At 58.8% G+C, this 22,171-nt stretch carries 19 protein-coding genes and 1 pseudogene; 9 read left to right on the top strand and 11 right to left on the bottom strand.

Going from position 1 to position 22,171, the window contains the following annotated elements; translation table 11 throughout:
- Positions 1-80: 80 nt before the first annotated feature.
- Positions 81-947, bottom strand: a complete 867-nt coding sequence (hexR, locus tag AC3IUA_RS30195; RefSeq protein WP_489358425.1) for a transcriptional regulator HexR — start codon at positions 945-947, stop codon at positions 81-83.
- A 144-nt stretch (positions 948-1,091) separates the two neighbouring features.
- Positions 1,092-3,962, bottom strand: a complete 2,871-nt coding sequence (locus AC3IUA_RS30200; protein ID WP_489358426.1) for a putative bifunctional diguanylate cyclase/phosphodiesterase — start codon at positions 3,960-3,962, stop codon at positions 1,092-1,094.
- Positions 3,963-4,208: 246 nt separating this feature from the next.
- Here AC3IUA_RS30200 and uvrD point away from each other — a divergent pair, with 246 nt between their 5' ends.
- The 3 genes from uvrD (at position 4,209) to AC3IUA_RS30215 (ending at position 8,193) form a co-directional block, all read left to right on the top strand.
- Positions 4,209-6,389: a DNA helicase II gene (gene uvrD / locus AC3IUA_RS30205; RefSeq protein ID WP_489358427.1), complete on the top strand. Its 2,181-nt coding sequence runs from the start codon at positions 4,209-4,211 to the stop codon at positions 6,387-6,389.
- A gap of 378 nt (positions 6,390-6,767) precedes the next feature.
- On the top strand, positions 6,768-7,646 hold the full coding sequence (locus AC3IUA_RS30210; protein ID WP_489358428.1) for a Tim44 domain-containing protein: 879 nt from the start codon (positions 6,768-6,770) through the stop codon (positions 7,644-7,646).
- A 139-nt stretch (positions 7,647-7,785) separates the two neighbouring features.
- The gene (locus tag AC3IUA_RS30215; RefSeq protein ID WP_150803847.1) at positions 7,786-8,193 is read left to right on the top strand and encodes an SMI1/KNR4 family protein; all 408 of its coding nucleotides are present in this window, start codon (positions 7,786-7,788) and stop codon (positions 8,191-8,193) included.
- 48 nt (positions 8,194-8,241) lie between these two features.
- On the opposite strand, the gene AC3IUA_RS30220 is transcribed toward AC3IUA_RS30215, so the two are convergent.
- Positions 8,242-9,996, bottom strand: coding sequence for a cation:proton antiporter (locus AC3IUA_RS30220; RefSeq protein WP_489358429.1), 1,755 nt, complete (start codon positions 9,994-9,996; stop codon positions 8,242-8,244).
- 298 nt (positions 9,997-10,294) lie between these two features.
- Between AC3IUA_RS30220 and AC3IUA_RS30225 the strand changes: the two genes are divergently transcribed.
- Positions 10,295-10,789, top strand: coding sequence for an acyl-CoA thioesterase (locus AC3IUA_RS30225; protein ID WP_489358430.1), 495 nt, complete (start codon positions 10,295-10,297; stop codon positions 10,787-10,789).
- A 196-nt stretch (positions 10,790-10,985) separates the two neighbouring features.
- Here the strand turns inward: AC3IUA_RS30225 and pdxY are convergent, their stop codons facing one another.
- On the bottom strand, positions 10,986-11,858 hold the full coding sequence (gene pdxY, locus AC3IUA_RS30230; protein ID WP_489358431.1) for a pyridoxal kinase PdxY: 873 nt from the start codon (positions 11,856-11,858) through the stop codon (positions 10,986-10,988).
- A 116-nt stretch (positions 11,859-11,974) separates the two neighbouring features.
- Between pdxY and AC3IUA_RS30235 the strand changes: the two genes are divergently transcribed.
- Complete coding sequence (locus tag AC3IUA_RS30235) at positions 11,975-12,367, top strand: DUF3301 domain-containing protein (protein ID WP_150803851.1); 393 nt, start codon at positions 11,975-11,977, stop codon at positions 12,365-12,367.
- 31 nt (positions 12,368-12,398) lie between these two features.
- On the opposite strand, the gene AC3IUA_RS30240 is transcribed toward AC3IUA_RS30235, so the two are convergent.
- Positions 12,399-13,370: a CobW family GTP-binding protein gene (locus AC3IUA_RS30240; RefSeq protein WP_489358432.1), complete on the bottom strand. Its 972-nt coding sequence runs from the start codon at positions 13,368-13,370 to the stop codon at positions 12,399-12,401.
- A 27-nt stretch (positions 13,371-13,397) separates the two neighbouring features.
- Between AC3IUA_RS30240 and AC3IUA_RS30245 the strand changes: the two genes are divergently transcribed.
- A complete protein-coding gene (locus AC3IUA_RS30245) occupies positions 13,398-13,754 on the top strand; it encodes an NADH:ubiquinone oxidoreductase (RefSeq protein ID WP_489358433.1) in 357 nt (118 codons plus the stop codon).
- 6 nt (positions 13,755-13,760) lie between these two features.
- On the opposite strand, the gene AC3IUA_RS30250 is transcribed toward AC3IUA_RS30245, so the two are convergent.
- Both AC3IUA_RS30250 and zigA read right to left on the bottom strand, forming a co-directional pair.
- Entirely contained in the window at positions 13,761-14,411 is a 651-nt protein-coding gene (locus AC3IUA_RS30250; RefSeq protein WP_489362529.1) for a DUF1826 domain-containing protein, read from the bottom strand.
- A gap of 65 nt (positions 14,412-14,476) precedes the next feature.
- Entirely contained in the window at positions 14,477-15,685 is a 1,209-nt protein-coding gene (gene zigA / locus AC3IUA_RS30255) for a zinc metallochaperone GTPase ZigA (protein ID WP_489358434.1), read from the bottom strand.
- A gap of 172 nt (positions 15,686-15,857) precedes the next feature.
- On the opposite strand from zigA, the gene folE2 reads away from it, so the two are divergent.
- A complete protein-coding gene (folE2, locus tag AC3IUA_RS30260; RefSeq protein ID WP_489358435.1) occupies positions 15,858-16,754 on the top strand; it encodes a GTP cyclohydrolase FolE2 in 897 nt (298 codons plus the stop codon).
- Positions 16,751-16,882: pseudogene (locus AC3IUA_RS30265) on the top strand (carbonate dehydratase); the annotation flags it as partial. The gene folE2 and the pseudogene AC3IUA_RS30265, both read left to right, overlap by 4 nt.
- Before the next feature lie 299 nt (positions 16,883-17,181).
- Here the strand turns inward: AC3IUA_RS30265 and AC3IUA_RS30270 are convergent.
- Entirely contained in the window at positions 17,182-17,703 is a 522-nt protein-coding gene (locus tag AC3IUA_RS30270; protein ID WP_489358436.1) for a DUF3617 domain-containing protein, read from the bottom strand.
- A 132-nt stretch (positions 17,704-17,835) separates the two neighbouring features.
- Here AC3IUA_RS30270 and cls point away from each other — a divergent pair, with 132 nt between their 5' ends.
- Positions 17,836-19,275 carry a cardiolipin synthase gene (gene cls / locus AC3IUA_RS30275; protein ID WP_489358437.1) on the top strand — a complete coding sequence of 480 codons (1,440 nt, stop codon included), beginning with the start codon at positions 17,836-17,838 and terminating at the stop codon, positions 19,273-19,275.
- On the opposite strand, the gene cfaB is transcribed toward cls, so the two are convergent.
- The 3 genes from cfaB to bufB form a co-directional block, all read right to left on the bottom strand.
- Entirely contained in the window at positions 19,272-20,459 is a 1,188-nt protein-coding gene (gene cfaB, locus AC3IUA_RS30280; protein ID WP_489358438.1) for a C17 cyclopropane fatty acid synthase CfaB, read from the bottom strand. The two genes, cls and cfaB, sit on opposite strands and share 4 nt — an antisense overlap.
- Positions 20,460-20,529: 70 nt before the next feature.
- Entirely contained in the window at positions 20,530-21,330 is an 801-nt protein-coding gene (locus AC3IUA_RS30285; protein ID WP_489358439.1) for an HvfC/BufC family peptide modification chaperone, read from the bottom strand.
- The gene (gene bufB, locus AC3IUA_RS30290) at positions 21,321-22,166 is read right to left on the bottom strand and encodes an MNIO family bufferin maturase (protein WP_489358440.1); all 846 of its coding nucleotides are present in this window, start codon (positions 22,164-22,166) and stop codon (positions 21,321-21,323) included. The genes AC3IUA_RS30285 and bufB overlap by 10 nt, the downstream gene beginning before the upstream one ends.
- Between the last annotated feature and the right edge of the window lie 5 nt (positions 22,167-22,171).

Consider the following 22,171-nt stretch of genomic DNA (forward strand, 5'->3'; position numbering starts at 1 on the left):
GGGATTGTCGTTCACCTACAATTTCGCGGGTGAACCGGATCGGCGTAGGAGCTGCCGCAGGCTGCGATCTTTTGCTCTTATCAATCGTCCAGCGCTTTGACCGACTTGGGCGACAGACGCAAGCTGCGCAGGCTGCGTTTGACGCTCTTGAGATGATTGACCAGGCTCGGACCGCGCGCCATGGCCACGCCCATGGCCAGCACGTCGATCACCACCAGGTGAGCGATACGCGAAGTCAGCGGTGTGTAGATCTCGGTGTCTTCATGAACGTCGATCGCCAGGTTGACGGTCGACAGCTCGGCCAGCGGCGTCGCGCTCGGGCATAGGGTAATCAGCGTCGCGCCGCTTTCACGAACCAGATTGGCGGTGATCAGCAGGTCTTTGGAGCGCCCGGACTGGGAAATACAGATCGCCACATCCGTGGGCTTGAGCGTCACCGCCGACATCGCCTGCATGTGCGGATCGGAATAAGCCGCCGCGGTCAGCAGCAAGCGGAAGAATTTGTGCTGGGCATCTGCCGCCACCGCACCAGACGCGCCAAAGCCGTAGAACTCGACGCGCTGGGCCTGGGACATGGCAGTCACTGCACGCTGCAAGGCCACCGGGTCGAGATTCTCGCGCACCTCCATCAGCGTGTGCAGGGTGGTGTCGAAGATTTTCAGGCTGTAATCGGCAACCGAATCGTCTTCATGGATTGCAAACTGGCCGAAGCTCGCGCCGGCTGCCAGGCTTTGCGCCAGTTTCAGCTTCAGGTCCTGGAAACCCGAGCAACCAATGGCGCGGCAGAAGCGCACGATGGTCGGTTCGCTGATACCCACATTGTGGGCAAGATCGGCCATGGAACTGTGCATCACAGCCGCAGGGTCAAGCAGCACGTGATCGGCAACCTTGAGTTCCGACTTGCGCAACAGGTGGCGTGACTGGGCGATGTGTTGCAACAGATTCAAAGGGCTGGACTCATTGTTATTGGCAAACGCCAGGGATGTAGCACGCTTGTAGTTATACTACATGAATGGGCTTTTTGCCCGTCCGATGCGTAACTGAATCACCTTATTGACCCCCGTTTTGGCCGGGCGCGCTCTATGTAGTCGCTATGAAGAGCCCGTCTGCACTCGTAACAGTTCAGCCAGACCATCAGCTTCTATGGGGCGACTGATGAGATAACCCTGCACCTCATCACACTGCTCGGCCTTGAGGAATTCCAGCTGCTGCGCACTCTCGACCCCCTCAGCCACCACCTTGAGCGACAACCCATGGGCCATGGCGATGATCGCCCGGGTGATCGCCGCATCCTCGCTACCTTCGGCCAGGCCACGTATGAACGCCTGATCGATTTTCACATAGTCCACCGGAATGCGTTTGAGGTAGCTCAACGACGAATACCCGGTACCAAAGTCGTCAATTGCCAGTTTCACCCCCAGATCACGCAATTGCTGGAAGGTCGCGATGATGTGCTCGACGCTGTCCAGCAGCTGGCTTTCGGTCAGCTCCAATTCGAGGTAGTGCGGCGCAAGCCCGGTTTCCTCCAGCACATGGCGGACCAGACTGACCAGCTTGCCCTGGCGCAATTGATGCACCGACAGATTGACCGAAACCCGAATCGGCTCCAGCCCCTGGCGTTGCCATTCGCAGGCTTGCCAGCAGGCCTGGCGCAATACGAACTCGCCGATCGGGCCGATAAGACCGGTTTCTTCGGCCAGGCCGATAAAGTCGCCTGGCGGCACCCGACCCATGGTCGGGTGATCCCAGCGCACCAAGGCCTCGGCGGCATTCAACCGGCCAGTGGCCAGGCATAGTTTTGGTTGGTAGAAGACCTTCAACTGCCGGTCCTCAATGGCCTTGCGCAGCTGGTTTTCCAGCTGCAGGCGCTCCAGAGTGCTGGCTTGCAGGCTGTCGGTGTAGAACTGGAAATTGTTACCACCCAAGTGCTTGGCATGTTGCATGGCAATATTCGACTGGCTGAGCAATGCCGAAATCTCTCGCGCGTTATCCGGCAACATGCTGATGCCCATCGATGCACTGACCACCAACTCATACCCATCCACCGTCAATGGCAAGCGCAGCTTGCTTGCCAGCCGGGTCGCGACCCGTGCCAGGCTGGACAGGTTGGCATAGGCGTCGAACAGCACCGCAAACTCATCGCCGGATAAGCGCGCGATGGTGTCGGCCTCTGGCAGTGCATTGACCAGCCGCCGCGCCATTTTCTGCAATAACTGGTCGGCGACCTCATGCCCCAGGCTGTCATTGAGCAACTTGAAGCGGTCCAGATTGATGTGCAGCAATGCCAGGCTACGACCACCCTGGCGTACTCGCTGATGGGCCTCATGCAGACGTTCGCGGAACAGTGAGCGATTGGCCAGGCCGGTGAGCTCATCGTAATGGGTCAGGTAGCGCATCCGTTCTTCGGACTCACGTCTGGCGGAGAGATCGGCGAAGAAACCCACAATATGACTGACATTTCCTCGCATATCGCGCACGATATTCAGCTGCAACCATTGCGGATACAATTCGCCGCTCTTCCGAGTCTCGACCAGCTCGCCCTGCCAACTGCCGTGTTGCTTCAGCGCCTGATGAATCGCCGGGTAGTGCCGGCGTGCATCCCGGCTACAGGGTAACTCGACGACATTGCGCCCCAACAAGTCCTCGATCTGGTAGCCGGTGACCTGGCTGAACGCCTGATTGACCGCGATCAAGGCGTAATCAGGGTTGAAAATCACGATGCCTTCGCTGGCGGCCTCGAATACCGTGGCCGCCAGCCGGCGCTGCTCTTCCAGCTCCTTGTTGGTGCTGATATCACGCCGAGTGCCGACCATACGGATCACCCGACCGCTGTCGCTACGCTCCACGGCCCGCCCACGGTCCTCGATCCATACCCAATGCCCGTCGCCATGGCGTACGCGGTACTCGATCTGGTAATCCTCGGTGCGACCTTTCAAGTGTTCGACCAGGGCGCGCTTGAGCGGCAGCAGGTCCTGCGGATGCAAACGCGGCTTGAGATGGCTGAGCACCGCCGTCACGTCCTCAGGACCCAGGCCAAACAGCTCCTTGAGCTGTGTGTGATGGACCTCGTCGGTTTGCAGATTCCAGTCCCACAGGCCCAGCTCACTGGCCTTTAACGCCAGGTCCAGACGCGCTTCGCTTTTGCTCAAGGCCTGATTCGCCGCATCCAGCTCCAGGCTGCGCTGCGCTACGCGGCTTTCCAGACCTACCTGAGCCTCACGCAATTGCTCTTGCGCACAGCGACGCTGCTCGATTTCCCGGGCCAGTTCCTGATTGAGCTGTTCGCTGCGGCTTTGGGCCTGCTGCAGATGCTCGATCAACGCCTGGTTCTGGAAACGTCGGAGCAAACCACGCTGGATCAACCGATTGACCTGCCAGGCAACAACGCTCAAGGAGCCCAGCAGAATCAGTCCCAGCCAGCCCCAGCCTTGCTGCTGTTCGTCGCCCCCCCAGAACAAAAAACCTATCGCCGGCAACAGGCACGGCAGCGTAAAGGACAGGAATGCCGGCAGACTGACGGCATAAGCGACGCTGGCCGACAACGTCGCCGCACCGATCAAGCCGAAGACCCAGGCTTGTTGCAGGAAACTGTCGGTGGGCACCAGGGCGATGCCGGCGCCGGCCAGGGTCAAGCCGCTCATGGCCGAGCCGAGCAAGAACATTCGCTGCCAGATCGGCTGTGCCTGGCGACCCGGTATCGCCGAATCGAACGCTGCGACCTGGATGACTCGCATGGCGACCAGCGTCAGTAGCCAGACCAGCCAAATGCTGACCAGGAAAGAGCGCTGCGGGCTCCAGAGTAACCAGGCGCAGACCAAACCGTTGAGCAACATGAATAACGTCGGCAGCAGCGAACCCTGGTAAAGCAGACGCGTACGTTCGACCGCCATCTCCATGGCGTAGTGCTTGCGTATAACCCGTGGCTCCACAGAGGGGCCGGTCAGGCTAGTGCTGAGTGTCATAGGCAGTATTCTTATAATGGTGAGCCCGAAACGTCGACGGAGCATACACAAGCAATTGCCCGGACCAAACTGCTCCAGATCATTAAACTGATAAAAGAAATAGCCCCCAGGCCCGGCGCCAGACTGCTCGAGCGAGCTCCGCCAACGCCTGCAGTGAATGACTGACCGGTCGTCCCAGCGATTCTTTTTATCGGCTAAACCAAAGCTCGGTTTGCCCGGTGTGGCCCGGCACCCTAGAATGCTCCAATGCGCGATGATCTCTCCCTTCTGCTGAACTCCCTCAACGATGCCCAACGCCAGGCCGTAGCTGCCTCCGTGGGTCGTCAGTTGGTCCTGGCCGGTGCTGGTTCCGGTAAAACCCGTGTGCTGGTGCACCGCATCGCCTGGTTGATCCAGGTCGAGCAGGCCTCGTCACACTCGATCCTGTCGGTGACCTTCACCAACAAGGCCGCTGCCGAGATGCGTCAGCGTATCGAGCAGTTGATGAACATCAGCCCGGCCGGTATGTGGGTCGGTACCTTCCACGGCCTGGCGCACCGCCTGTTGCGGGCGCACTGGCAGGAAGCCGGGCTCAGCCAGACCTTCCAGATCCTCGACAGCGATGACCAGCAACGGCTGGTCAAGCGGGTGATCCGCGAGTTGGGTCTGGACGAGCAACGCTGGCCGGCCCGGCAGGCACAGTGGTTCATCAACGGGCAGAAAGACGAAGGTCTGCGCCCGCAGCACATTCAAGCCAGCGGCGATCTGTTCCTGGCCACCATGCGCAGCATCTATGAAGCCTACGAGGCCGCATGCCTGCGCGCCGGGGTGATCGACTTCTCCGAGTTGCTGCTGCGCGCCCTCGATCTGTGGCGCGACCACCCGGGTTTGCTGGCGCACTATCAAAAGCGTTTCCGCCATGTGCTGGTGGACGAGTTCCAGGACACCAACGCCGTGCAGTACGCCTGGTTGCGGCTGCTGGCCAAGGGCGGCGACAGCCTGATGGTGGTCGGCGATGACGACCAGTCGATCTACGGTTGGCGCGGCGCGAAAATCGAGAACATCTATCAGTATTCCGAAGACTTCCCGGACGCTGAAACCATTCGTCTGGAACAGAACTACCGTTCCACCGCCGGGATCCTCAAGGCCGCCAACGCCTTGATCGCCAACAACACCGGACGCCTGGGCAAAGAGTTGTGGACCGATGGCGGCGAAGGCGAAGCGATCAACCTGTATGCAGCCTTCAACGAACACGACGAAGCGCGCTATGTGGTGGAAACCATCGAAAGCGCCCTGAAAACCGGCATGGCTCGCAGCGATATCGCCATTTTGTATCGCTCCAACGCCCAATCCCGGGTCCTGGAAGAAGCGTTGCTGCGCGAACGCATCCCTTACCGGATCTACGGCGGCCAGCGCTTCTTCGAACGTGCCGAAATCAAAAACGCCATGGCCTACCTGCGTTTGCTCGAAGGTCGCGGCAACGATGCAGCGCTGGAGCGGGTGATCAACGTCCCGGCCCGTGGCATCGGCGAAAAAACCGTCGAAGCGATCCGCGAGCACGCACGCCACAGCGATGTGTCGATGTGGGAAGCCATGCGCCTGCTGGTGGCCAATAAAGGCCTGACCGGTCGCGCAGCCGGTGCTCTGGGAGCATTCGTCGAACTGATCGAGAACCTCGCGGCGAAAACCGTGGATATGCCGCTGCACCTGATGACCCAGACGGTCATCGAGCAGTCCGGGCTGATTGCCTATCACGAGGCGGAAAAAGGCGAGAAAGGCCAGGCTCGGGTAGAAAACCTTGAGGAACTGGTCAGCGCCGCACGCAACTTTGAAAACGCCGAAGAAGATGCCGACCTGTCGCCACTGGCGGCTTTCCTTGGCCATGCGTCACTGGAAGCCGGCGATACCCAGGCCGACGAACACGAAGACAGCATTCAGCTGATGACGCTGCACAGCGCCAAAGGCCTGGAATTCCCTTACGTGTTCCTGGTGGGCATGGAAGAAGGCCTGTTCCCGCACAAGATGAGCCTGGAAGAACCTGGTCGCCTGGAAGAGGAACGCCGTCTGGCCTACGTGGGTATTACCCGGGCCATGCAAAACCTGGTGATGACCTATGCTGAGACCCGACGCCTGTACGGCAGTGAAACCTACAACAAGGTTTCCCGCTTCGTACGCGAAATACCGAAAGGGCTGATTCAGGAAGTGCGGCTGTCCAATAGCGTCAGCCGACCGTTCGGCGGCCAGAAGCAAAGTTCGAGCAGCATGTTCAGCGGCACGGAGATCCCGGAAACCGCGTTCAGCCTTGGCCAGCAGGTGCGGCACTCGGTATTCGGCGAAGGGGTGATCCTCAACTTTGAAGGCGCCGGCGCTCAGGCACGGGTCCAGGTGAACTTCAGCGAAGGCAGCAAGTGGCTGATGCTGGGCTACGCCAAACTGGAAGCAGTCTGAAGACTGCCTGAAAAAAACTTTGTGGGAGCGTGCTTGCTCCGGGCGGCGATCTGACGATGACGCGGTGTTTCTGATAAACCGCGGCGCTGCCATCGCGAGCAAGCCCGCTCCCACAGGTTTGATCTGATAGAAAGTGGTATTGGTCAGCCTGGCCTTGATTTTGTACGCCACGGGCCAATATGCCTTCAGGCGCTAGAAAAAAACATTCCTACAGATTTTATCCACCGGCCCTACAACCCAAACATTACTGGCCTTACGCCCCCGACTGAGTTTACTCACAGGCGGCCAGGCAAAAGCCCGAAACACTCTGCCGCTAGCCAGCAACACCTCACCTGTGCAACATGGCGCGAGTGCCATCCACAAATGGGAATTCCCTTTATGAAACGTTTTCTTAGCATCGCCATGGCGTTGTGCATCGGCCTGACGATGAGCCTCGAGGCCAACGCCGCCAAGCGCTTTGGTGGCGGCAAAAGCTCCGGCGCTGCGCCGACGCACCAGACTAGCCAGATGGCTCCGTCCTCCACCGGTGCCGGCTCTGCAGCCGCTACCGCAGGGGCTGCCGGTGCCGCAGGCGCTGCCGCCAAAGCTGGCGGTGCTTCGCGCTGGCTCGGCCCTCTGGCCGGCATCGCTGCCGGTGGCCTGCTGGCCTCCATGTTCATGGGCGACGGCTTCCAGGGCATGCAGATCCTCGACATCCTGATCATGGCGGTCATCGCCTTCCTGGTCTTCCGCTTCATTGCCGCTCGTCGTCGCAAGCAGCAAGAGCACATGGCTCCAGCTGGCCACGCACCGATGCAGCGTGAAGTGTTCGAGCAAAAGCCGGCTCAAGGGTCGATCTTCGGTGGTTCGGCCGCACCCGCAGCCGTTCGTCCGGTGATCAACGCACCGGCATGGTTCAACGAAGAGCGCTTCATTGAAGCGGCGCGCAGCCACTTCCAGTCCCTGCAACAGCACTGGGACGCCAATGAAATGGACAAGATCGCCGAATTCGTCACGCCACAGCTGCTGGAGTTCCTGAAAAAGGAACGTGCCGATCTGGGTGAAGGCTTCCAGTCCACTTACATTGATAACCTCAATGTACAACTGGACGGCGTGGATGATCGCTCCGACAAGACCGTCGCCACCCTGACCTTCAGTGGTGTGTCGAAAACTTCGCGCTTCGACCAGGGCGAAGTGTTCAACGAAAGCTGGAACATGGAACGCCCTCAAGGCGAAAACCAGCCATGGCTGGTTGCAGGTATCCGCCAGAACGGCTGATCCCAAGCACTGCGTTGAGTATGTTGAAACAAAAACCCCAGCCTCGGCTGGGGTTTTCTATTTCACGGTTGCACTTATACCGAGCTACTGTATAAACCGCCCCATACAAACCGCGCCATAGAGCAAGAGGATTGAGGTCGTGGAAGAAGTCATTGAAGAACTGCGTGAAAAAAATGAACCTGTGCCGGTCCCGTTGGAACTGCCAGATGAAGATTTACTGGTGGAGATCGAAGAACAGCTGTTCATCGACATTCCCTTTGTCTTCAAAGAGTTCCTGCTGACCGTCAGCGATGTCGTCTACGGCAGCCTGGAGCCGGTCACCGTTACGGACCCCCAGTCCCATACTTACCTGCCCGAGGTGGCTGCCAACGCTTGGGATGCTGGTGTTCCCCGGGAATTGATCCCGATCTGCCAGGATGGTGACGATTACTACTGCGTCGAGGAAGACGGCACCGTAGTGTTGTGGTCGGCCGAAGAAGAGCTGGTCACTGAAGAAACCTGGGAATCGGTGTGGCACTGGGCGCGGGACGTCTGGCTGGAAAGCTGATACCGCGAGCCCGCTCCAGCCTCGAGCTGGAGCGGGCCTCAATGCTCGTCAGAGCTCCTTGTGGTTATCCAGGGTCTCCAACAAGGCGACCTGCATCCGCGTATGCACTCGAATAAACCAGCGCCACAGCAGCGCCACGACCGCCGCCGCCACGATGGCAATCACTATCAACAGTTCGTTGGTTGGCAGAATGCTCGACGACAAGGCCGCCAGCAGCAAAAAGATCACCAGCAACGATAGAATCGGTATCACCTCGGCGATCACACGCCGCACGCGGTAAGTATGACGCCCCGCCATCTCCGGTTTCACCCCCATCTCTGCCAACAGCATCGACAAGGCCTTGAGCTTGCGATACGCGGCGATCAGGAACGGCAACGACAGCAGCAGAGCGCCGCCCCAGATCAATCCCTTCTGCCAACCAGGATCGCTGATCCAGCCTTGAAGGTAGCCGCCAAGGCGCTCGGCGAAAAAACCGCCAGACAAAAAGATCGCCATCACCAACGCCAGATTGACCCCCACTTGCAGCAGGATCCGCCGAATCATTTTCGCCAGCAGCGCCCCCTCCCCATGGGGCTGGATGCTGCGCAGCCATTCGCCGTACATCCCCAGTACCCGAGCCAGACTTCGTGGCATCAACGCCGCAAGCTTCAGCGACAATGGGTCGGCCGCGCGAATCAGGTAGGGGGTCAGCAACGTCGTTAACACCGACACGGCCACCGCCACCGGATAGAGGAAGTCGCTGGTAACCTGCAGGGTCATGCCCAAAGCGGCGATGATGAAAGAGAACTCGCCAATTTGCGAAAGCCCCATGCCAACCCGCAGTGAGGTGCGTCCGTCATTGCCGGCGATAAACGCGCCCAGCCCGCAGGACAGCATCTTGCCCAGCACCACGGCGACCGTGATCACCGCGATCGGCCAAGCGTATTGCAGCAGGATCTGTGGATCGATCATCAAGCCGATGGCGACGAAAAATATTGCACTGAACATGTCGCGAACTGGTTCGATAAGCCGTTCTATTTTCACCAACTGACGGGATTCAGCCATGATCGCGCCGATCAGGAAGGCCCCCAGCACCATGCTGTATTCCAGCTTGACCACCAGCAGGCAGAAGCCGAAACACAGGCCCAGCACAGTGATCAGCAGCATCTCGTCGCTTTCGAACCTGGCCACATAGGCCAGCAACCGCGGTACCAGCAGAATGCCGATTACCAAGGCAACAATCATGAACAAGGTAAGCTTGCCGACTGTGGAAAACACTTCGCCGGAACTGACCGTACCGCTGACTGCGATGCTCGACAGCAGCGCGATGATGCCGATCCCGAGAATATCCTCGACGATCAACACGCCGAAGATCAGCTGCGCAAAGCGCTGGTTCTTCATCTTCAGATCGTTAAGCGCCTTGACGATGATAGTGGTCGAGGAGATCGCCAGAATTGCGCCGAGGAACAGCGAGTCCATGGTCTTCCAATCGAACCAGCGGCCGATTTCATAGCCGATCCAGATCATCAGCACGATTTCGAGAAAGGCTGCGATAAACGCCGTGGCACCGACCTTGAACAATTTGCGCAGACTGAATTCCAGACCCAGGCAGAACATCAGTAAGATCACCCCGAGTTCGGCAAGCGTCTTGATCGTGCCTTCGTCGTGGATCAGGCTGAATGGAGGGGTGTGCGGGCCGATGATGAACCCGGCGACGATATAACCGAGCACCACCGGTTGTTTGAACCGATGAAAAAGAATGGTCACCACACCCGCGACCAACATGATCACTGCCAGATCCTGAATAAAACTGATGGCATGCATGGGGTGGGACTCCTTGGGTGCCGTGCTGAAGCTGTTGCTCAATCGCCCAGGCATCAGCAAAGGCCTGATTGAGCCAGATAAAATTCTCTTGTCCCGGTAGGAAAATGCCTTTTTCCCGGGCTTTTGAAGGGTAACACCGCGACTTCCGGGAGAAAGGCGGTGCAATATATGGAAACAGATCGATCCGGGCGTGACGGCTGCCACAAGCGCAGCGTCCCGTTAAGGATAGTTTTGAAAAAGTCATCAAGCGCCCGCAGAGGTGCCTCCCGCAATCCCTGCCTAGAACCGTGAGTGTGCTATGGAACCCGGAAACGCCCAGCTGTCGATGACGGTACTGATGACCCCCGACATGGCCAACTTCTCTGGCAATGTCCACGGCGGTACCCTGCTCAAGTACCTCGACGAAGTCGCCTATGCCTGCGCCAGCCGCTATGCCGGGCGCTACGTGGTCACCCTGTCGGTGGATCAGGTGATCTTTCGTGAGCCGATCCATGTCGGCGAACTGGTGACCTTCCTCGCGTCGGTCAACTACACCGGCAACACCTCGATGGAGGTGGGGATCAAAGTGGTGACGGAGAATATTCGCGAACGCTCGGTGCGCCATACCAATAGCTGCTTTTTCACCATGGTCGCGGTCGACGACCAGCGTAAACCTGCGGTCGTGCCACAGCTGCAGCCGGTAACCAGCGAAGAGCATCGCCGGTTCATCCAGGCCAAGCAGCGTCGGCAAATCCGCCAGGAGCTGGAAAAGCGCTATCAGGAAATCAAGGCGGAGCCTGAGGGCAGTGAGTAAAGCAAGGTAAGCCGAGCGCCTGACCTGTGGCGAGGGGGCTTGCCCCCGTTCGGCTGCGCAGCAGTCGCAAAACCGGCGAACGCGGTTATACCTGAAAAAATGTGATTGCAGATTTTAGGGCCGCTTCGCAGCCCAGCGGGGGCAAGCCCCCTCGCCACAAAAGTGATCGCCAGACTTGAGATCTGCTTAGCTCGGTTCAGAGGCTGATCGCTGTGGCCTCGAACCGCACCCGCGGGTGGGCGATCCGGTCCTGGGCGCGTACCAGTTCGAGCTCGTAGCTGGCACAGGCCTGGGTTTCCAGCAGCACCTCATGCACCGCCGCGGCGGCAAACTCGAAGGCTGCCAGCAGGCTGTCGCCCAACAGTACCCGGGCCAGGAACAGGCCAGACGTCAAGTCGCCGACACCCACCGGTTGACGCGGGAAAGCCAGCAGCGGCCGCCGCAGGTGCCAGCTACCCTCGGCGGTCACCAGCAACATCTCGAAGCAATCGGGCTGCTTGCCGGGATAATCCAGATGCTTGACCAGCACCGCCTTCGGGCCACGGGCCAATAGCGCTCGCGCCATGGCCAGGCAATCAAACAATGACTTCGGCTTGCGCCTGGAGAAGCTGTCCAGTTCCAGTTGATTCGGGCATATGAAGTCAGCCATCGCCGCAGCTTCTTCCAGCAGGAAGTCACTGACCTCGGCCGGCACGCTGCAGCCTTTTTCCGGATGCCCCATCACCGGGTCGCACAGGTACAAGGCCTTGGGATTGACCGACTTGATCCGCGCTACCCCAGTGAGGATCGCCCGGCCCTGAGCCGCGCTGCCCAGGTAACCGGACAACACCGCATCGCAGTTACCCAATTCGCCAATCGCCGCGATCCCTTCCACTAATGCCGGAATCTGCTGCGGCGCCAATACCTCTCCCGTCCACTGACCGTATTGAGTATGGTTGGAGAACTGCACGGTATTGAGCGGCCAGACATTTACCCCGACCCGCTGCATCGGAAACACAGCAGCGCTGTTGCCGGCATGGCCGAATACCACATGGGACTGAATGGCGAGCAAATGGGGTGTACGTTTCATGCGAGCTTTCCGTAAACCGATTGAAATTCGAGCGGCGCAGTATGCGACTAAACACAGCCTGTACGACAGACCAAAGACGCAGTTAAGCTGACACTACTTTGTTGGAGCGCGCGTTCATGCTGACCTTGGGAAATATCTTCGTGCTGATGTTGCTGGCCACCGGCGGCGCCTGGCTGTGGCACAACCACGGCTTGCGAGAACGGGCACTGGAGCGGGTCAAGCAACATTGCGCCAAGCTCGATATCGAGCTGCTGGACGGCAACGTGGCGTTGAAGCGGATCGGCTTCGTCAAGGACGCCAACGGTCGTCGGCGCCTGGCCCGCATCTATAATTTCGAATTCACCGTGACTGGCGAAACGCGCCACAGCGGCACCATCACTCAGTTCGGCGCCCACAGCGCGCAGATCGAGCTGGCGCCCTACCCGTTCGAGGTCAAGAATCCGACGCCGAGTGCCGAAGTGATCGAATTGAGCCAGTGGCGTCAGGAACATAACAAGTGGCGTAGTTGAAGGGGGACGCGGTCGGCGTAGATAGCGTTTTTTATGCCTGGGCGGCACGGCACGCTGCCAAGGCCTTTTGTAGCCCCTGCGCATCCTGCGGCTCGCTGAAAATCAACTCGATACGCGAATCACGCCGCCATTCGCTGGGTTGCCAGTGCAGATCCGGGTTATCCACCGCATTGGCAGAAACCCAGCCGTCGGTGCAGTGGATAACCAGCTTGGCTCTTTGCCAATCGAGGCTTTCAAGCCATTGCAGTACCTGCCTTGCCTGGAATTGCTGACTCGGATGCCAGCGCCAGCCAATACTCCAACCACCCTCCTGTTGCTGGCTAAGGCAAATCGGCACCCCTGGATCAGACCAGATCGCCGGTATCTGCGCCAGGCCTGGGGGCGCGCGGAAACTATCCACTCCCGCGCTCGCCCGGGTCTGCACGCCTGGCAATTGGTCGAGCGGCAAGGCAGCCTGTCGGGTCCAGTACAGCGGACAATCCGGTAACTGCGCGATGATCCGCTGGCGATCAACATCATTGAGCTGCTCGTCCTTGTTCAGCAACAACAGGCCGGCACTGGCCAACGCTTCCTGCTGCGCCGCAGGCAGAGGTTTTCCGGCGGCCAGTGCCTGGGCATCGAGCACCAGCACGCACGGCTGAACCACCAGCACGCCCTGCCACGGAGCATCGCGCAATAGCTTGAGCAGCTGTGCCGGATGCCCCAACCCGGAGGGCTCGATAAACAGCCGGTCGGGTCGCGCCTTGCGTAGCAAGCGACCAAGCCCGACCTGGAACGGCGCGCCATTCACACAACACAAACACCCCCCGGCGACTTCCCCCAGCGCGATACCATCGGCATCCTGAGTCAGCAGCGCAGCATCCAGGCCGATCTGACCAAACTCATTGATCAGCACCGCCCAGCGCTCATGGGCCGGCCGTTGCGCCAACAGGTGCTTGATCAGACTGGTCTTGCCGGCGCCAAGCGGCCCGGCAATGACGTGGGTAGGAATGTTCTGCAACATGTTCGACGGTTTCTAAGGAGGTGAAGGATGCGGGTGAATTGCTTGCCACTGCTATTGGCGCTTAGCTCCGGCGAGGTGCTGGCCCAGGCCTGTGTGGTCCACAGTCAGGCAGACCGACTCGATGTCAAAGTCTGCCAGCAAAACCGCAACATCCCGGAAAAACTGTTCAACGACGGCTTCTGCCAACCCAAACTGGCCGGTCAAAAAGTCGACGTTACGTTCACCGAGCAATGTCCCGCTGGCGCCTTTGGCGTTTGCAGCAATGCCCAAGTAGCCAATATGCCTTACCGGCAGGATATTCACTATTACGGCGTGGCGACCGATGCGGCGTATTTGCAGCCGTTCTGCGAAAACCAGAGCCAGGGCAAATGGCTGAAACCTTGAGTGTGCCTAACTCAGCCAGTCGAGAGTCAGGATCAACCGACGTTCACCCGGCGCCGGTTGCGGCGAACGATGGATCAGGCCGAAGCCTTCGTTGCCGTGCCATTTCTCGCCCTTGAGCAAGGCCACTTCACCACAAGCGACTTGCTGAATCGGTGAGTCGTCCTGGGGCTCGGCATCGGCCTGGCCCAATTGCCGGCGATCCATTGCCCCCTCCCGCAGCCATTGGCTGCCGATGCCGGCATAGGTGGTGATCAAGCGCACCGGCACATGATCGACGTGAAAACGCGGGCACATGGCCTTGTCCAGCACCTGCAGGCGCAAACCGATGCGCCTTGCGCCCAGCAGGCAGGCGAAGGCACTGACCAGCCAGGAGACGTCGGCGATGAAGCCTTCGTAGCCTTCCAGATCACTGAAGCCCGAGGCCAGGCCGCGCAGGTTTGGCTGCGCATCATCACTGCCCAGCTCCAATGACAGTGATTCGGCCAAGGGCTGACCGAGGGAGAGTAGCAAGGCGCCGAAGTCGGCGATATGAACAGGTAGTTGGCGCTGCCAGAGGGCGAGATTGACGTTGTCTTTGAGTATTTGGGTGAAGACTTCGAGGGTTTCGCCGTGAATTTGACCGGGTTTGTGCCGCAGGGGCTGTACCGGGAGCAGGATTGTCTTCGCGGGCAAGTCGGATTGCCGCACCGCCGCTCCCACAGGGTTCTTTAGCGGGCGTAACATCAAGCCGCCTCCTCTTCATGCCACGGACCGAAAGGGTCGATCATCAGTCGCCAGCCTTCCACGCCCAGGGCCATTTCGTCATCGGTCAGCAGGCAGTTATCGAGCTCTTCGGTAAGCCGGGCGAAGTCGATGTTCTGGCCGATGAACACCAGTTCCTGACGGCAATCACCGGTGGCCGCAGTCCAGTTTTCAATGATCGCCGAAGTGCTTTCCTGGTCCTGCGGCCACTGCGGTTTTGGCACAAATCGCCACCAGCGTCCGGCAAACCCATGACGCATCAAACCGCCAGCCTGGGACCAGCTTCCGGCGTCCTGATGTTTGCTCGCCAGCCAGAAAAAGCCCTTGGAGCGCAGCAGTTTACCGTTCACCCAAGGGCGGTCGATGAAGCTGTAAAAGCGCTGAGGGTGAAAGGGGCGCCGCGCTCGATAGGCTATCGAGGCAATGCCGTATTCCTCGGTTTCCGGTACATGTTCACCGCGCAGTTCCTGCAACCAGCCGGGTGCCTGGGCAGCACGTTCGAAGTCGAAACGACCCGTATTGAGGATCTTCTTCAATGGCACTTCACCCATGACCATGGGAATGATTTCAGCCTTGGAATTGAGCCGTTCAAGGATAGCGATCAGTTCCAGACGTTCACTGCTGCTGATCAGGTCGATCTTGCTGATCAGTATCACGTCGGCAAATTCGATCTGCTCGATCAGCAGATCGGTAATCGAACGCTCGTCCTCTTCACCCAGGGTTTCACCACGGGAGGCAAGGCTCTCGGCAGCCTGGAAGTCGATCAGGAAGTTCATGCCGTCGACCACCGTGACCATGGTGTCGAGCCGGGCAATGTCGGCCAGGCTCTGGCCCTCGTCGTCACGGAAGGTGAAAGTTTCCGCCACCGGCAACGGCTCGGAAATCCCGGTGGACTCGATCAGCAGGTAATCGAAACGGCCGTCCCTGGCGAGCTTGCTGACCTCTTCGAGCAAGTCTTCGCGCAGGGTGCAGCAAATGCAGCCGTTGCTCATTTCCACGAGTTTTTCTTCAGCGCGATTGAGCGTGACATCGCGCTGAACCTCGCTGCCGTCAATGTTGATTTCGCTCATATCGTTGACGATTACCGCCACCCGAAGATTCTCGCGATTGCGCAGGACGTAGTTGAGCAGCGTACTTTTACCTGCGCCGAGAAAGCCGGACAGCACGGTAACGGGGAGGCGATTGGGCACAAGGTGTTCCTCAAGTCAGGCTTTTATTGATGTTATATTATAACAATACAATTAAGCCAATCCCCCTTTCACCATCAGTTCTACGCCCTTCTGATCTCGCCGAATAAAAGCATCGCCCGACCGTAAAGATATGATATAACATAATTCAACACCCGCAACGATGGACCTGCCCATGAATGCGTTGACTCTGCCGGATATCGCCGCGCAAGCCTCACGCCAAACCTTGCCACTCGAATGGGTGGGCATGTGTGGCATTGCGCTACCGGTATTGTTCGATGGCCAGCGAATCCGCGCCAAGGCGGATGCCGGCGTCAGCCTCGATGATGGCGAGGCCCGCGGTATCCATATGTCGCGGCTGTACCTGGCGCTGGAAATGTTGGAACAGGAAAACCTCACCCCGCTGCTTTTACACCGGGCTCTGCAACGTTTCCTCGACAGCCATGGCGAATTGGCCAGCAGCGCCTACCTGCGTATCCACACCGAGTTGCTACTGAAACGACCCGCCTTGGTCAGCCCGTTGGCCGGCTGGAAAACCTATCCAGTGAGCATTGAAGCGCGGCTGAAAAATGCAATGTTCCACGTGGAACTAAAAATTGAAGTGACATATTCCTCAACTTGCCCGTGCTCAGCCGCACTGTCGAGACAGCTGATTCAGCAGCAGTTTGTCGATGACTTTGCCAACAAAGCGTTGCAGCATGCCGATGTGCTGGCTTGGCTCGGGTCTTCAAAAGGCATCGTTGCGACGCCCCATAGCCAGCGAAGCAGCGCGCAGTTACAGCTGCGTTTGGACAACTGTTTCGAAGGCCTGCCATTGATCGCCGTCATTAACGACACAGAAGCCGCCCTCGGCACCGCGGTTCAAACCGCAGTGAAGCGCGCCGACGAACAAGCCTTTGCCTTGGCCAACGGCCAGAACCTGATGTTCTGCGAAGACGCTGTCCGACGACTGAACCTGGCCATGAAAAGATCGCCAGGCATCAGCGCCTTCTACCTGCGAGTTGTCCACGCCGAAAGCCTGCACGCACACGACGCCGTGGCCGAAAGCCGCTGGAACTGGGAGACCGCATGATTCGCAAGAATCCGTCAGGCGATCTGCCGGTGATTGCCGAGTCCGCCTATATGGATAAAACCGCGATCATTTGCGGTAAGGTTGTGATCGGCAAGAACGTCTTCGTCGGCCCTTACGCGGTGATTCGTCAGCATCAGTGCTTCGGAATTTTCCGAGGACGTGGCGCGGACCAACGTTGACCTGGTTCGCGGCTACAAAGCCCTGCAGAACGAGTTTTAATCATTAGCAGTGTGCTGATTCGCAACGCCCGGCTGGTCAATGAAGGCTGTGAATTCGAGGGTGATTTGCTGGTGGACGCCGGGAAGCCAAGGTTACTCAGTGCATTTAATGGTGCCTGATCTGACGTATCCGCGGCAAACGAACGTCGCCCGGCCCTTCCCACAGGGTTCGCGCTGAACCTGTGGGAGGGCCGCTGCCGGCGAAGCTTTTAAGCTCTCGGTTTGACCGTTCCGCAATCCTGCCCCATCCATACCGCGCGGGTATCCAGGCTGCCCTTCTGCTGGATGCCGGTGGCATTGAAAGTGCCATTTACCTTGGTCGTGAACTCTCGGTCGCTAAGGAAGTTGGCCACACCGGTACCTTGGGCTTTCGGGCAGCTGAAGCGGAATTTCCACTGGTTACCCATACGCTCGGTGACTTCCTGTTTGCAGCCCGATTGCGGGTCTTGCAGCGGAATGGTGTCGGACTTTACCTGTTCCGGAGTCAGGCAAACCCGAATACCTTTGCCACCCATGGTGATGCCCTGCTTCTCCAGCGCAGCCCGTTGCTGCGGGGTCATCTGGTTCTGCAACTGACCAAGGATCAGTTGCAGATCGGGCAGATTCTGATCGTCGACTTTCATATTGCTCGAAGTCAATTCCCACAAGCCGGGTTGCAGCATCTGTGCCTGAGCAGCCACAGGAAGCGACAAACCAACAGCCATGGCCAAACCCAGCAGACGAACGTTCATCGAGTAACTCCTAGAGAATAGTGGCCGTTAGACGTCAAAAATCTACTTGGGTTGCATGGCGAATTAAATAGCGACAATCGCCGCAGAACATGGTCTGTTAAGCATTGAATCATCAGGAGTCAGGCTGCCCCCATGGATTATTTTGGCCCGCATTTTTTCGGTTATCTGATCGCCATTATTCACTCGCTGGGCACGATCGCCGCTATCCATGCGGTGTTCACCGTCCGCACCGCTCAAGGCGCGATTGCCTGGGCCCTGTCACTGCTGTTCATTCCTTATCTGACACTTATCCCCTATCTGGTCTTCGGTCGCAGTACATTTGATGCCTATATCAAGGCCAGGCGCCAGGCCAACGAAGAGATGCGCAAAGCCATTGCCGACCTGAACTGGCGCCCTTGGGTCGAAGAAGCGCTGGCCGCCCGCGCCTCAAAGGCCTATGCCTCGCTACGAGCCATGCCCAAACTGGGACGCATGCCGTGCCTGGCGAATAATCAGGTGCGCCTGCTGATCAACGGCGAAGCCACGTTCACGGCGATTTTCGAAGCCATCCGTAACGCTCGGCAAGCGGTATTGATCCAGTTCTTTATCATCCACGACGACCGGCTCGGTCGCCGGCTGCAGGACTTGTTGAAGGAGAAAGCCGCCGAAGGCGTCGCCATCTATGTGCTCTACGACCGCGTCGGCAGCCACTCCCTGCCTCACAGCTATGTTCAGCCGCTGCGTGATGCTGGCGTGCAGGTCAACGCCTTTGCCACCCGCAGTGGCTGGCTGAATCGCTTCCAGGTCAACTTTCGCAATCACCGTAAAATTGTCGTGGTCGATGGCCTGCTCGGTTTTGTTGGCGGGCACAATGTCGGCGACGAGTACATGGGAGAGAAACCACCACTGGCGCCCTGGCGCGATACCCATATAGCTGTCAGCGGACCGGTAGTGGCCTGCATGCAGGAGTCGTTCGCCGAAGACTGGTTCTGGGCTGCACGCCAGCTGCCGCCATTGATCCTGCCGGACACATTTCCGGACGCCGGCGTACTCTGCCAACTGCTCGCCAGCGGCCCTGCCGACTCCTATGAAACCTGCTCGCTGTTCTTTGTCGAAGCCATTCATGCCGCCAGCGAGCGGGTCTGGATCACCAGCCCGTATTTCATTCCCGATGAAGCGGTGTTCGCTGCGCTGCGCCTGGCGGTATTGCGCGGTGTCGATGTGCGAATTCTGCTGCCCTCGCGACCAGATCACCGCATCGTCTATGCCGCCTCCAGCCTCTTTGCTTTCGAAGCAGTGCGAGCCGGGGTGCGGGTGTTCCGTTATGAGCCAGGTTTCCTGCATCAGAAGGTGGTGCTGATCGACAGCGAAATCAGCGCAATTGGCAGCGCGAATCTGGACAATCGTTCATTCCGGCTCAACTTCGAAGTGATGCTGCTGACTGTCGACAGCCAATTCGCCGCCGAAGTAGAACAGATGCTCAACGCTGACTTTGCCCTGGCTCATGAGATCGCCAAGGGCGAAAGCCGGGAAACCCGCCGCCTGCAACAACTGGGCATGCGAGTCGCCCGGCTCATATCGCCGATCCTTTAAGGGATGTAGATATCGTCGCGAGTCCACGGCAGTTCATGGCTACCGTCGGGGTGGGTCTTTACCGCGAGGATCTGGTGCAGATTGATCCAGCCCCTGGCGAACGCGTAAGCACACCCGGCGAGATAAAGCCGCCAGATGCGTAGCGCTTGCTCTGGAACCAGTTTCGCGGCGGCCTCCAGATTGTCCTCCAGACGCTCGCTCCAATGGTCCAGGGTGCGCGCGTAATGCAGGCGCAAGCTTTCGACGTCGACAATTTCCAGCCCGGCCTCACTGATCTCGGCGGAGATCATCGACAGGTGTGGCAGCTCGCCGTTGGGGAACACATAACGTTCGATGAATTCACCGGCACCCCGCCCGACTGGCCGACCATCAGTGTGCTTGGCGGTGATCCCGTGGTTCATCACCAGACCACCCTCGCGCACCGCGCCGAACAGGGTCTTACAGTACTGCGCCAGATTCGCGTGCCCCACATGCTCGAACATGCCGACACTCACCACCTTGTCGAAACGGCCGTCTTGGGGCAACTCGCGGTAATCGAGCAGCTGCAATTCGACCTGATCTTCAAGGCCCTCGGCCGCCACCCGCTCACGAGCCAGGGCCAATTGTTCCTTGCTCAAGGTGATGCCGAATACCTTTGCGCTGAACTCCCGGGCAGCGAAGCGCGCCAGCCCGCCCCAACCGCAACCGACATCCAGCAGGTACTCGCCGGGTTGCAGGCGCAGTTTGCGGCACAGGTGACGGAACTTGGCTTGCTGGGCTTGCTCGAGCGTCTCGCTACCGGTCTCGAAATAGGCACAGGAATAGACCATGTCGCTATCAAGCCAGAGCTGATAGAAGGCATTGGACAGGTCGTAATGATAGGAGATGGCCGCCGCATCAGTGGCTTTATCGTGCTCGGAACGCACCGGCTGATACTCGTCGCCCTCATTCAGAAGGGCCTGGCTCAGAGCATCGCACACCCGTATGACTTCATGGATCGAGCCTTCGAGTTCCAGTTTGCCCTCAACAAAAGCGCTGCCCAGCAGATTCAGGTTGGGATGAGTGAATTGGGCAACCATCTGTGGATCCTTGACCACAATGGTGACGCTGGGTGTTGGGCCCAGATTGAACTCATGACCATCCCAGAGTCTGAGCCGTAATGGTACCTGCAGATTCTGTAAGGCCGGTGGCAGATGCGCGAGCATGGCTAGTCCCCTTGTTTCAGGCGTCTGATGTGAGGGTAGACCATCCGAGAAAACTAGCAGGCTATCGAATTCATAACCGCTCGCTATGACCCGCGACGCCGATCAAACTGCTGTAGACCCACTGTTTCAGCCAGGTTACAGCCTGTAATGCCGCTCCCTCTTCACAAGTGACTGCCAACTCGCCGCACAGTTCGGAAAAACTCCAACCGTGGTTCACCATACCGCTCAAGGCCTGAGCCTCCGGGCTCGGCAGGCTGCGGTATTGGCACACCTGGTCCGCGCGCCAGACCAGGCAAACCTGCGGTGTTGCAAGCAAAACGCTGTCGGGAAAATCGGTCTGGTCTTTCACTGCACGCCACAACGCCACGCTGTTGAAACGACATTCCAGCCACTGCACGCTGGGTCGCAAATTGATCTGTAACTGCGGCCATTCTATAGCCGGCAGGCTGGCCAGCGCCTGTATCGTCAGCGGTTCGCCCTCTGGCGCATCAAATGCCAGGGTAAACGCCCATTCCAGTTGTGCCAGCTCCGCCAAAGGCGCGCTTTGCTCTTCTATCAAATGACCGCGAATGAAAGCCTCGAAACCCTGGCCCAACCAACGCAGGCTGTAGTGGACTGAAGGGCACTGGCGGATATACGCCGCTGCCAATTGCTCGAACTCATGGTCGCCTAGCCAATGCCGAATTGTCGGGAAGTCCGCGCGCAATACTTCCTGGAGCCTGGCCTGATAAGCATTGTGGTAAATCGCCAGGCCCGTGCCGACGTCCAGGGTCGGGCCGCCAATCAGACTCTCGCCCAATTGCCTGCTGGCCGCTGAGTGCTCGCCCAGCAGGTAATCTTCGAAGGCCAGCTGCCAATCATTCAGGCGCATTTCAGCCTCCGGGCCAACGCGACATCGCCCAGTTCTCGGGCCTTTTGCAGCTCGACGAGCAGCTCGTCAAAGGGTGGAAAATGATCGTCGCGTTCCAGCAAGGTCGCAACCGGACCAAGGTGTTCGAGGGTACGTTGATAGAGCGCCCACACCGGATCACTGACCGGCTGATCGTGGGTGTCGATAACATAATCGCCATAGTCGCTGTGGCCGGCCAGATGCAATTGGCGAATGCTTTGGGCAGGCAAGCCCTGAATGAAGGTCCACGGGTCGAAGCCGTGGTTGCGCGAACTGACGTAAACATTGTTGATATCCAGCAACAGCTCGCAATCACTAAGACGGCTCAAGGCTTCAAGAAACTCCCATTCGGTCAACTCATCGCTGGCAGCACGCACATAGCTGGAGACATTTTCCAGCACCAGCGGCCGCTGCAATACGTCCTGAACCTGGCGAACCCGGCCGGCTACGTAGTAGAGACTTTCTTCGGTATATGGCAGCGGCAACAGGTCATGCAGCTGATGTGCATTGCCGCGACTCCAGCACAAATGATCGGAGATCCACGCCGGTTTGACCCGCTCGGCCAGCTGTTTGAGTTGCATCAGATAATCAGGATCGAGGGCGTGAGGGCCACCGATGGAGAGAGACACACCATGCATCACCAGTGGGTAGCGTTCGGCGATGGCGTCCAGGTAGTACAAGGCTTTCCCACCCTGCACCAGGAAATTCTCGGAGACCACTTCAAACCAGTCCACATTGGGCGACTGATCCAGGATCTGTTGATAGTAGGTGCTGCGCAAGCCCAGACCGTAGCCCAGGCAAGAATCGTAAGCAGACATCGCGG

The sequence above is a fragment of the Pseudomonas sp. KH_050 genome, assembly GCF_057838875.1.

What these genes read in the sequence shown, in the direction of transcription:
- AC3IUA_RS30200 (WP_489358426.1), bottom strand. Translation starts at nt 3,962, where the DNA reads ATGACACTCAGCACTAGCCTGACCGGCCCCTCTGTGGAGCCACGGGTT.
- AC3IUA_RS30240 (WP_489358432.1), bottom strand. Translation starts at nt 13,370, where the DNA reads ATGTTGCAGAACATTCCTACCCACGTCATTGCCGGGCCGCTTGGCGCC.
- bufB (WP_489358440.1), bottom strand. Translation starts at nt 22,166, where the DNA reads ATGTCTGCTTACGATTCTTGCCTGGGCTACGGTCTGGGCTTGCGCAGC.
- cfaB (WP_489358438.1), bottom strand. Translation starts at nt 20,459, where the DNA reads ATGCTCGCGCATCTGCCACCGGCCTTACAGAATCTGCAGGTACCATTA.
- pdxY (WP_489358431.1), bottom strand. Translation starts at nt 11,858, where the DNA reads ATGAAACGTACACCCCATTTGCTCGCCATTCAGTCCCATGTGGTATTC.
- AC3IUA_RS30235 (WP_150803851.1), top strand. Translation starts at nt 11,975, where the DNA reads ATGCTGACCTTGGGAAATATCTTCGTGCTGATGTTGCTGGCCACCGGC.
- folE2 (WP_489358435.1), top strand. Translation starts at nt 15,858, where the DNA reads ATGAATGCGTTGACTCTGCCGGATATCGCCGCGCAAGCCTCACGCCAA.
- cls (WP_489358437.1), top strand. Translation starts at nt 17,836, where the DNA reads ATGGATTATTTTGGCCCGCATTTTTTCGGTTATCTGATCGCCATTATT.
- AC3IUA_RS30220 (WP_489358429.1), bottom strand. Translation starts at nt 9,996, where the DNA reads ATGCATGCCATCAGTTTTATTCAGGATCTGGCAGTGATCATGTTGGTC.
- uvrD (WP_489358427.1), top strand. Translation starts at nt 4,209, where the DNA reads ATGCGCGATGATCTCTCCCTTCTGCTGAACTCCCTCAACGATGCCCAA.
- AC3IUA_RS30285 (WP_489358439.1), bottom strand. Translation starts at nt 21,330, where the DNA reads ATGCGCCTGAATGATTGGCAGCTGGCCTTCGAAGATTACCTGCTGGGC.
- AC3IUA_RS30245 (WP_489358433.1), top strand. Translation starts at nt 13,398, where the DNA reads ATGCGGGTGAATTGCTTGCCACTGCTATTGGCGCTTAGCTCCGGCGAG.
- AC3IUA_RS30210 (WP_489358428.1), top strand. Translation starts at nt 6,768, where the DNA reads ATGAAACGTTTTCTTAGCATCGCCATGGCGTTGTGCATCGGCCTGACG.
- AC3IUA_RS30270 (WP_489358436.1), bottom strand. Translation starts at nt 17,703, where the DNA reads ATGAACGTTCGTCTGCTGGGTTTGGCCATGGCTGTTGGTTTGTCGCTT.
- AC3IUA_RS30225 (WP_489358430.1), top strand. Translation starts at nt 10,295, where the DNA reads ATGGAACCCGGAAACGCCCAGCTGTCGATGACGGTACTGATGACCCCC.